The organism is Corallococcus sp. 4LFB (assembly GCF_046520365.1).
GTDB classification, from domain to species: Bacteria; Myxococcota; Myxococcia; order Myxococcales; family Myxococcaceae; genus Corallococcus; species Corallococcus caeni.
Genome location: NZ_JBKGHJ010000347.1, coordinates 1 through 9,521, shown reverse-complemented (window position 1 = coordinate 9,521; position 9,521 = coordinate 1). Strand labels below are relative to the sequence as shown.

9 protein-coding genes and 1 pseudogene are annotated in these 9,521 nt (G+C 70.8%); 4 read left to right on the top strand and 6 right to left on the bottom strand.

Translation table 11 applies throughout. The features are described from left to right. From ACLEQD_RS29660 to ACLEQD_RS29645, 4 genes and pseudogenes are all read right to left on the bottom strand, one after another. Positions 1-356, bottom strand: a pseudogene (locus tag ACLEQD_RS29660) (ActD-like protein); the annotation flags it as partial. Further along, the gene (locus ACLEQD_RS29655) at positions 353-832 is read right to left on the bottom strand and encodes an RNA polymerase sigma factor (protein ID WP_410388655.1); all 480 of its coding nucleotides are present in this window, start codon (positions 830-832) and stop codon (positions 353-355) included. The gene ACLEQD_RS29655 and the pseudogene ACLEQD_RS29660, both read right to left, overlap by 4 nt. A 190-nt stretch (positions 833-1,022) precedes the next feature. Then, entirely contained in the window at positions 1,023-1,550 is a 528-nt protein-coding gene (locus ACLEQD_RS29650) for a hypothetical protein (protein WP_410388653.1), read from the bottom strand. A 9-nt stretch (positions 1,551-1,559) separates the two neighbouring features. Next, positions 1,560-2,300 carry a hypothetical protein gene (locus ACLEQD_RS29645; RefSeq protein WP_410388652.1) on the bottom strand — a complete coding sequence of 247 codons (741 nt, stop codon included), beginning with the start codon at positions 2,298-2,300 and terminating at the stop codon, positions 1,560-1,562. Between the two features lie 187 nt (positions 2,301-2,487). Between ACLEQD_RS29645 and ACLEQD_RS29640 the strand changes: the two genes are divergently transcribed. From ACLEQD_RS29640 to ACLEQD_RS29625, 4 genes are read left to right on the top strand one after another with little or no spacing between them, the layout of a single operon-like run. Continuing rightward, positions 2,488-3,147 (top strand): B12-binding domain-containing protein, encoded by a 660-nt coding sequence (locus tag ACLEQD_RS29640; RefSeq protein ID WP_410388650.1) that lies wholly within the window; start codon positions 2,488-2,490, stop codon positions 3,145-3,147. 4 nt (positions 3,148-3,151) lie between these two features. Beyond that, a complete protein-coding gene (locus ACLEQD_RS29635; protein WP_410388648.1) occupies positions 3,152-3,856 on the top strand; it encodes a hypothetical protein in 705 nt (234 codons plus the stop codon). Continuing rightward, the gene (locus ACLEQD_RS29630; protein WP_410388647.1) at positions 3,853-5,901 is read left to right on the top strand and encodes an ATP-binding protein; all 2,049 of its coding nucleotides are present in this window, start codon (positions 3,853-3,855) and stop codon (positions 5,899-5,901) included. Before ACLEQD_RS29635 ends, ACLEQD_RS29630 begins: the two co-directional genes overlap by 4 nt. Further along, the gene (locus tag ACLEQD_RS29625) at positions 5,894-7,426 is read left to right on the top strand and encodes a response regulator (RefSeq protein WP_410388645.1); all 1,533 of its coding nucleotides are present in this window, start codon (positions 5,894-5,896) and stop codon (positions 7,424-7,426) included. Before ACLEQD_RS29630 ends, ACLEQD_RS29625 begins: the two co-directional genes overlap by 8 nt. 60 nt (positions 7,427-7,486) lie before the next feature. Here ACLEQD_RS29625 and ACLEQD_RS29620 read toward each other — a convergent pair whose 3' ends face one another. Both ACLEQD_RS29620 and ACLEQD_RS29615 read right to left on the bottom strand, forming a co-directional pair. Next, the gene (locus ACLEQD_RS29620; protein WP_120529550.1) at positions 7,487-7,852 is read right to left on the bottom strand and encodes a helix-turn-helix transcriptional regulator; all 366 of its coding nucleotides are present in this window, start codon (positions 7,850-7,852) and stop codon (positions 7,487-7,489) included. Positions 7,853-8,174: 322 nt separating this feature from the next. After that, positions 8,175-9,521: TolC family protein (locus ACLEQD_RS29615; RefSeq protein WP_410388643.1), on the bottom strand; the 1,347-nt coding region annotated here is incomplete at its 5' end.

The window sequence follows — 9,521 nt, the reverse complement described above, 5'->3', positions numbered from 1 at the left end:
CCTCCTGCGCTCCTGGGACGACGCCCCGGCCGGACGAGGACGAAGAGGGTCGCGGCGGCGAGCACCGGCACCAGGGCGGGCAGGAAGCGCCAGGAAGGGCGCGACGGTGGGGCCTCGGCGCGGGGCGAGGCTTGGGTGCCGGCGCGGGCGAAGCGGGCCTTCACCTCGCGGGCGACGCGGTCGGGGGGCAGGGCCTCCAGGGTAGCGCGCGAGTCGGCCTCCAGGGCGGCGAGGCGCGCGGGGCCGTCGGGTTCGCGGGACAGGCGGTCGCGGGCGGCGGCGAGCTCGTCCGGGGGCAGCTCGCCCAGGGCGATTCGCTCCAGCAGCCAGTCCGGGGTGCGGTGGGGGGACGTCATGCGGCCTCCAGCTCCTGCAGGACAGCGGACAGGGCCCGGAGGCGCTTGCGCACTCCGGACACGGACAGGCCCACCTCGCGGGCGGTCTCCTCCAGCGTCATGCCATCCACCAGGTGGAGCACGGCGATGTCGCGGCTGGACGCGGGGACGCGGCCGAAGAGGCGGTCCAGCAGGCCCCGGGCGGCGGTGCGCGCCTCGGTGTCGCCGGACGCGGCGATGCGCAGCACCAGCTCGTCGTCGCGGTCCTCGGGGCGCCGCTTCGCGCCGCGAAGGCGGTTGAGGCACACGCGGGTGGCGATCTGATGCAGCAGGCTGGAGGGCCCCGCGTCCTTCAGGGCGGCCTGGTAGCGCAGCAGTTGAACGAACACGTCATGCATGGCGTCCACGGCCTGTTCCTCGTCGCGCAGCAGGAAGCGGCAGCGCCGGAGCACCTGGGGGCCATGGCGTCGGTAATAGGCCTCCACATCGACGGACACCGCGCGCGCCTCCCGGTTGGCCAGGGGAACACCGGTGCCCCCGAAATCTGTCACCGGCCTTTTTCCGAAAGCGGCGTCCCTACCCCGTTTCCCCCCACCCCGGCCACCCCGGGCCGGGAAAGAGAAGCCAGCACGTCCGTCCGCTGGCTCCATCAGGGGCAAGGGGAGCACACCCGCCCACCCGAGGCCTTCACCGCCCCGCGTCCTCCGGAAGCAACTCCTGGCTCGGGGGCACGAGGACGGTATGGACTCCGCCATCCGGCAGCATCACGCCCCGCAGGTCGTCATCCGCGTCCAGGCCGTCGACGACGCGCCGGAGGATGCGCCCGTCCGGGCGAAGGGCGTACTTCGCACCGGAGTCGAGCGCTGGAAACCGCCGCCCACACGCGGCGGGGTTCTCCTCCACATAGACGAAGAGGAGGCCGTCCTGCCGGAGGATCCGGTACGTGTAGGACTCCGGCCGGCTGTCACAGGACGTCGCCGCGCTCCCCAGCGGGAACAGGTCGTGCGAGACGATGGTCAACGCGCGCAGGGCCTCGCCATCGAGCACGATGGGCGCACCCGCCTGGATGACGCCCGCATCGGCATCGGAGGAGACCGGGAAGCGGACGGTCCGGTCCTCCAGGACGGGCGCCGAAAGAGGCTCGGGCCTCCGGGCACAGCCCAGCAGTCCCAGCACCAACGCGACCGTCCTCAGCGACATGATCCGTCCTCGCATGCGGCCTTCCTAAAGCGCATCCAGACGATAGGTGCGCTCATCGAGCCAGGTGACGACGCCATGGGACTCCTGCTTCCACCGGCCACCCGCGCGCGTCCACAGCATCATCTCCCGGGTGGCGGGAACGTACTGGTAGAAGCCGTCGCACGTGGGGGCGCGCGCATCCCGTGACCGGGAGAAGAACGCGACGATGGACAGGCGGATGCGGCCCTCCCGCGTCAGGACCTCCCAGTCGTGGACGGTGGCCATCGACTCGATGAAGCGCAGGTCCCGGGCGGAGAGGCGCGTCCCGAAGGGATGATTGTGCAGCGCGAAGATCTGCTTGAGGCTGCCCGGCGCGTAGCGGGAGTCATCCACGAACGGGGGCAACGAACAGCTCCGCAGTCCGCGCACCGCGTCTCCGGGACGGGATGAATCCGACAGCATGCTCATCTCATATCGTCCAGTGGGCGTGACGTAGAGCCAGGCGCAGTACTCCGTCGCCATGCGGAGGGCCACCTCGGGCTGCGTCTCCTGAAGGGCGACCACGGACGCGTTCGGCTTGGAGAGGATGAGGGGACACGCGGCGGACAGCGCGTCAGCGGCGACGTCGAAGGGCCCGAAGCTCTTCAGTGGCCCGGGGATGTGCTCCAGCGACGCGCCAGGGCCGGGTCGCCAGACCCCTTCCACCTCCTGCGGTGCCGAGCAGCCAGCCAGCATCCCCAGACCGGCCGTGAGCCTCCATACAGACCAGCAATAGCGGACAAACATGAACTTCAGTAAAGCACCTCAAGCCTGCTCGCCCACTCAGGGAGTTCGCTTGACCTGCAAGCAGAAAAGCAGCCGGTCGTTCCGGGGGCCGGGGAACTGTTCAATTCCGAGTGCGGGCGAACGCCCCAGGGTTTAACGAAAGCCGGAAGCCCCCTACCCTGCCCCGTCCGACACCCGCCCGGTTCTCGTGATCCAATCGACCCCTGCCATCGACACGCTGCGGGCGCGGTATCTGGCCGCCCAGCTTTCCGGAAACCGTCAGGAGGCCCTGCGCCTGCTCGTGGATGAGGGCCTGCTGTGCGGCGTGCCCCTCCAGGACCTGCACTTGGAGGTCATCCAGGCCTCGCAGTACGAAATCGGCCGGCTCTGGCAGGAGAACACCATCTCCGTGGCCCAGGAACACCTGGCCACCGCCATCTCCCAGTATGCCCTGGCGCACCTGTACCGCCACCTGCCCCGCGACCCGGCCAACGGCAAGGTCGTGATGATGGCGTGCGTGGAGGGCGAGCTGCACGAGGTGGGCGCGCGCATGGCCAGCGACTTCCTGGAGATGGCCGGCTTCGACGTGCGCTTCCTCGGCGCCAACGTGCCCGCGGATCACCTGGCCCGCATGGTGCGCGAAACCCCGCCCAACCTCCTGGCCCTCTCCGTGACCATGCCCTTCCACATGCCCCAGGTCCGCGAGGCCGTGCGCAAGGTGCGTGAGGTCTCCCCGTCCCTGCCCATCGCCGTGGGCGGGCTCGCCTTCGACTGGGGTCCCATTCTCGAAGAGGAGCTGGCCGTGAGCTTCTTCGGCAAGAGCGTCCGCGAGCTCGTCGCCGCCGCCTGCCGCACCCTGGGGGTCTGACACCATGTCGAACGTGAGCCTCCAGGTCGAAGCCCGGACCGCGTCCCTTGCTTCCAATTCTGTTCAAGCTTTGTACGAGGATCCGTTCTGGGCCGCGCGCTACGGCATCCAGCGCGCCCGCCGCTTCGGCGACGAGGACGCCGTCTTCCACGTGCGCTACCTCGTCCAGGCGCTCGACGCGTCCCGCCCCGCCATCCTGGAGGACTACGCGCGCTGGCTGCGCACCCTGCTCGTCACGCGGGGCATGTGCTCGCTGCACCTGGATCAGCACTTCGAGGGGCTGCTGCGCGCCCTGCAGGCGGAGGGCTTCGGCCCGGACTCGCAGCCCTGCGCCTACGTCCAGGCCGCCCGCCAGGGGTTGCGCTACAAAGACGGCCCCGCCCACGACCTGGAGGCGGACGCCCCCGGCCTCATCAGCGCGGTCGTCCGGCGGCTGGAGCGCCCACTGCCACCCGGCAGCCGCCCCCGCCTGGAACAAGAGGTGCGCCTCCAGCTGTCCTATCTCTCGGACGCGCTCGCGCTGGGCCGTGCGGACCTGTGGGACGCCCACCTCCAGTGGTACGCGGGGTTCTGGCCCCAGCGGGGGCTGGCGCCCGTGAACCTTCTCCAATGCCTGGACGCGCTAAAGGCCGTCCTGGGGAGCGCTCACCCGGAAGCGCGAACGTTGCTCGCACGAACGCCTGTTTCGTGGGAGGAGACGCACTCATGATGCAACAGGATGACCGCGCCTCCGGGATCTTCGAATCCCTCAGCCGCGAGCTGGCGTTGGCCTGCGATGCGGAAGGGACGGTCATCTGGCGAGACGCGCGGGCCGAGCGCATCCTGGGCGTCAAGCCCGGCCAGTCGCTGAAGAGCCTGGCCAGCCACGGCAGCGAGAACAAGGTGGAGAAGCTGCTCGTGCAGGCGCGCGACGAGGCCGTGGACGGCTGGGAGCTCATCCTCCAGCGCGACCACAAACCCGCCGCGTTCGCCTTCCGCGCCCGGCCGCACGAGGGCGGCATCGCCCTGGTGGGCAGCCTGGTGCCGGAGGACTACGGCGCCGCGCTCACCCAGGTGAGCACCACGCTGGGAGAGCTGTCCGCGCTCCACCGCGAGACGGAGCGCCAGCAGTACGAGCTCAAGCGCCGCGCGGAGGAGCTGACGCGCCTCAACCGCGAGCTGGAGGAGTCCAACAAGGGCGTGAGGAGCCTGCACGCCGCCCTGGACGAGAAGGCGGAGAGCCTCCAGCGCGCGTCCGAAATCAAGAGCCGCGTGGTGGCCAACGTGAGCCACGAGTTCCGCACGCCGCTGCACTCCATCCTTGGCCTGTCCAAGGTGCTGCTCAACCCGCTCAACGGCACCCTGGCGCCGGAGCAGGAGAAGCAGGTCCAGTTCATCCGCGGCTCGGCGGAGTCCCTCTTCGAGCTGGTCAACGACCTGCTGGACCTGTCCAAGGTGGAGTCCGGCAAGACGACGCTGCGCCACAGCCGCTTCGTCGCCTCCGACTTCATGAGCGCGCTGCGCGGCATGACGCGGCCCCTCTTGCCGCCGGACTCGCCGGTGGCGCTCACCTTCGAGGGCCCCGAGGCGCCGCTGGAGCTGGAGACGGACGAGTCCAAGCTCAGCCAGGTGGTGCGCAACCTGGTGTCCAACGCGGTGAAGTTCACCGAGTCCGGCGCCATCACGGTGACCGTGGCCGCGGGCCCCAAGGACACGGTGGTGTTCACCGTGAAGGACACGGGCATCGGCATCGCGCCGGAGAACCACGAGCGCGTCTTCGAGGAGTTCATCCAGGTGGACAGCCACCTGCAGCGGCAGGTGAAGGGCACCGGCCTGGGCCTGCCGCTGGCGCGCAAGCTGGCGGAGGTCCTGGGCGGCTCGCTCACCGTGAAGAGCACGCTGGGCCAGGGCGCCACCTTCACCATCACCCTGCCGCGCGTCCACCCGGAGGTGTCGGAGATGACGGGGCTCACCCAGCGCAGCGAGAAGCTGGACCCGGGCCGCGCGCCGGTGCTGGTGCTGGAGGACGACCGCCAGACGCTGTTCCTCTACGAGAAGTACCTGGCGCGCTCCGGCTTCCAGGTGCTGCCCGTGCGCACCGTGGAGGACGCGCGCAAGGTGATGCAGCGCGTGCGCCCCGCCGCCATGGTGCTGGACGTGATGCTGGAGGGCGAGACGAGCTGGAGCTTCCTCGCGGAGATGAAGAACGGCGAGCAGACGCGCGACATCCCCATCCTCGTCGTCACCGTGACGGACCGCGAGCAGAAGGCGCGCGCCCTGGGCGCGGACGAGTTCTGGCTCAAGCCCGTGGACGAGGTGCGCCTGCAGAAGAAGCTGTCGGCGCTGGCCCGCGTCGGTCCGGTGGAGCGGCTGCTCATCATCGACGACGACGACGTGCACCGCTACCTGCTCAAGCAGCTGCTCAAGGACACGCCCTACCAGCTGCTGGAGGCCTCCAACGGCCGTGACGGCGTGCGCATCGCCCGCGAGAACGCCCCACACCTCATCTTCCTGGACTTCGTGCTGCCGGACATCACCGCCTTCGACGTGCTGGACGAACTGAAGGCGGATCCGCGCACGCGCGACATCCCCATCATCCTGCACACCTCCCACCAGCTGCAGGAGTCGGAGCGGGCCCGGCTGTCGCGCGAGACGTCCGCCATCCTGGCCAAGCACACGCTCAGCCGGGAAGTGGCCATCACCCGCATCCGCGACGCGCTGTCCAAGGCGGGATTGGGGAACCGGGAACTGCGCGAGGCGAACCCCCGTGGCTGAGCAACCCCGTCTGGCAACGGTCCTCAACGTCAACGACGACGAGGCCAACCGCTACCTGGTCAACCGCATCCTGGAGATGTCCGGCTACCACGTGCTGGAGGCGGCCACCGGCATGGCGGCGCTCCTGCTGGCGGAGGAGCACCGCCCGGACGTCATCGTCCTGGACGTGAAGCTGCCGGACATCAGCGGCTATGAGGTCTGCGCGCGCCTGCGGGCCAACGCGGCCACGGCCGCCATCGCGGTGATGCACACCTCCGCGACGTTCGTCACGCCGGACAAGAAGGTGCAGGGCCTGGAGGGCGGCGCGGACGCGTACCTCACCCAGCCCTACGAGCCGTCGGAGCTCATCGCCACGGTGCGCTCGCTCCTGCGCCTGCGCCACGCGGAGCAGCAGGCCCGGCTGCGCACGGACCAGCTCATCGAGATGGACCGGCGCAAGGACGAGTTCCTGGCCATGCTGGCCCACGAGCTGCGCAACCCGCTGGCCGCCATCATGACGGCCATTGGCATCCTGGAGCGCAAGGCGTCCGCGGACACCAAGGAAGCGCGGATGCACGGCATCATCCAGCGCCAGACGAACCACCTGGCGCGGCTGGTGGACGACCTGCTGGACGTCAGCCGCATCACCCGGGGCAAGGTGGAGCTGCGCCAGGAGCCGGTGAGCCTGACGGAGGTCCTCCAGCAGGTGCTCTCCATCCTGCGCCCCCGCGTGGAGGCCCGCGGCCTGACGCTGGAGGCCCACCTGCCGCGCGCGCCGCTGTGGCTGGAGGGTGACGCCACGCGCCTGGAGCAGGTCTTCACCAACCTGGTGGACAACGCGGCCAAGTACACGGACCAGGGCACCGTCACCGTGGAGCTCTTCCAGGAGGGCGTGGACGGCAGCGCGCAGGCGGTGCTGCGGGTGAAGGACACCGGCATCGGCATCCCGCCGGAGAAGCTGCCCGCCATGTTCGAGCTGTTCGCCCAGGCGGACACGTCCCTGGAGCGCTCGCGCGGGGGCCTGGGCATTGGCCTCACCCTGGTGCGCACGCTGGTGCGGATGCACGGCGGCAGCGTGGACGCGACCAGCGGCGGCCTGGGCCAGGGCAGCGAGTTCGTGGTGCGGCTGCCCCTGCTGCCCGCGGACCGCGTCCCCCGCACGGCCGGGGCGAACCTGATGGACGCGCGGCGCGCGCGGCGCATCCTCCTGGTGGAGGACAACTCGGACGCGCGCCAGTCCATGCGCGAGCTGCTGGAGCTGTGGGGCCACCAGGTGGCGGTGGCCCAGGACGGCATGCAGGGCGTGGCGCTGGCCCTGGAGCACGCGCCGGAGCTGGCGCTGGTGGACATTGGCCTGCCGGGGCTGGACGGCTACCAGGTGGCGAGGGCGCTGCGCGCGCGCGTGGGGCAGCAGCTGCGGCTGGTGGCGCTCTCCGGCTACGGCGACCCGGAGGCCTACCAGCAGGCCCTGAAGGCCGGGTTCGACGTGCACCTCACCAAGCCGGTGCGGCCCGCCGACCTGGATCGCGTCCTGTCGAACCTCTGAAGGGGGTCCGCGCGCGGTCCGGTGTCCCCCAAAGCCGGGAGGAGCGGGAGGGGAAGAGGGTTACCGCCGCTGGAGCGCGTTGGCCACCAGGCCCAGCAGCTTCACCTGGGCGGGGTCCAGCTGACGCACGCTGCGCAGGAGCCGGCGCACTTCCGGGCGCTCCGGAGTGGGCGGCGGGGCTTCGCTGGCGCGGGACGGCGGCGCACCCTGCGCCGCGAGTCCCAGCAGCTCGTCCGCGGAGACGTGCAGCTCGTGGCACAGCTTCAGCAGGGTCTGGACGCTGGGGAGCATGCCGCCGCGCTCCAGGCGGCCGTACACCTCCGTGGCCACGTCGATTCGCTCGGCGACGTCGGCCTGCGTAAGCTCCATGCGGCCCCGGGCGACCCGTGCCGATGCGCCGATGGTGGTTGCGAGTTTCTTGTCCATGCCTTTGCTTGCCGACCCGAAACGTTTGGCCGACGGCATAGGACGTATAGAGGCAGACAGACAGAACTTGCCGGGTCAGCCTCCCATTGTTCACCCATAGGGTCGCTGCGCGGGAGGTGGACTTTCAGAGTCCGGGCAACCCCGACACCCAGGCCACTTCTGAGACGGAGTGCCCTCTGGGAACGGCCTCCACGGCGTGCATCCCCGCATGTTTCCGGGCCTGTCGGGAGGTGACCCATGAAGTTGGAGCCGCCGTTTCCTACGGTGTTCGAGCGTCCTGCCGCCACTGCCACCCTTCAGGGTTGGCTCATGTTTTACGTCTTCACCCCGCCGGAGCCTGGCGCGAGGCCACGGTGCTCAGCTCCACCGTGCCCAGGGCGCGCGCCAGCTCCGCGCGGGAGGTGGCCAGGTCGTACGTCGCCTGCACCTGCTGGGCGGCGGCGTTGGTGAAGGCCACCTGCGCGTCGCTGACCTCGATGATGTTGCCCACGCCCGCGCGGTAGCGCCCTTCGGCCAGCCGCAGCCGCTCGCGGGCGTTCACCCGGGCCTCGTCCGCGGCGGTGAGCGCCTCGCGCGTGGCCACCACGTTGAGCCGGGCCTGCTCCACCTGGAGCCGCACCTGCTGCCGGAGCGCGTCCTTCTGCGCCTGGAGGTCGCGCAGGTTGGCGTTGGCCTCGCGCGTCTGCGCGTTGACGAGCCCGCCCTGGAACAGCGCCCAGCTCAGCTGCAGCCCGCCCTGCGCGCTCAGCGTGGCGTCATTGAACGGGTTCGCGCCCACGTCGGACACGTTGCCCGTGGCGCTCAGGCTGGGCCAGTGGCCGCCCTTCGTCACCTTCACCTGCGACTCCTGCGCCAGGATCTGACGCTCGCGCGCGGCGACGTCGGGACGGGCCTCCAGCGCGCGCTTCACCAGCGCGTCCAGCGCCTCGTCCTCACCGGCGACGGCCGCCACCGTCACGTCCTGCACGGTGTAGTCGGTGGACGTCTCCGCGCCCATGGTCTGGTTGAGCTGCGCCTTCGCGGTGGCGTAGGCGTTCTGCGCGCGGATGAGCGCCACCTGCGCGTTGGCCTTCGCCGTGCGCTGCTGGAGCAGGTCGATTTCCGGCCGAGACCCCACCTGCACGGACGCGTTCACCTGGTTGAGCCGCGCCTCCTCGCTCTGGAGCGTCTCGCGCGCCACGCCCAGGAGGGCCTTCTGCGTGAGGACGTTGAAGTACGCGGAGCGCACGTCGCGCAGCACGTCCTGGAGCACCTGCCGCTGCGAGTCCTCCTGCGCGCCCGCGCTCTCTTTCGACGCGTTGTAGCGCCCGGACGTCCGGCCGAAGTCGTAGAGGAGCTGGTTGGCGGAGAGGCCCCCGCTGAAGCGCCGCGTGGAGTTGGACACCACGGCGGTGTCGCTGCCCGGCACGTTCTGGATGACGGCCCGGTTGCTGGTGCCCACCGTGTAGCTGGCGCTGGCGCTCACCTGCGGCAGGAAGCCGGAGAAGGCCTGAGCCACCCGGGCGTACGCCGCGTCGGTGTTCGCCTGCGCCGAGCGCAGCGTCGGCTGGTGCTCACGCGCCGCGGTCTCCGCCTCCGCCAGGGTGATGACGCGCCCCTCGGAGGCGGCGGACGCGGACAGGGACTGCCGCACGGCGGGAGGCGTCACGGGCGCCGCCGGGTCCTGGGG

Coding starts and splice junctions, on each gene's coding strand:
- ACLEQD_RS29650 (WP_410388653.1), bottom strand. CDS start 1,550: ATGCGAGGACGGATCATGTCGCTGAGGACGGTCGCGTTGGTGCTGGGA.
- ACLEQD_RS29645 (WP_410388652.1), bottom strand. CDS start 2,300: ATGTTTGTCCGCTATTGCTGGTCTGTATGGAGGCTCACGGCCGGTCTG.
- ACLEQD_RS29635 (WP_410388648.1), top strand. CDS start 3,152: ATGTCGAACGTGAGCCTCCAGGTCGAAGCCCGGACCGCGTCCCTTGCT.
- ACLEQD_RS29630 (WP_410388647.1), top strand. CDS start 3,853: ATGATGCAACAGGATGACCGCGCCTCCGGGATCTTCGAATCCCTCAGC.
- ACLEQD_RS29620 (WP_120529550.1), bottom strand. CDS start 7,852: ATGGACAAGAAACTCGCAACCACCATCGGCGCATCGGCACGGGTCGCC.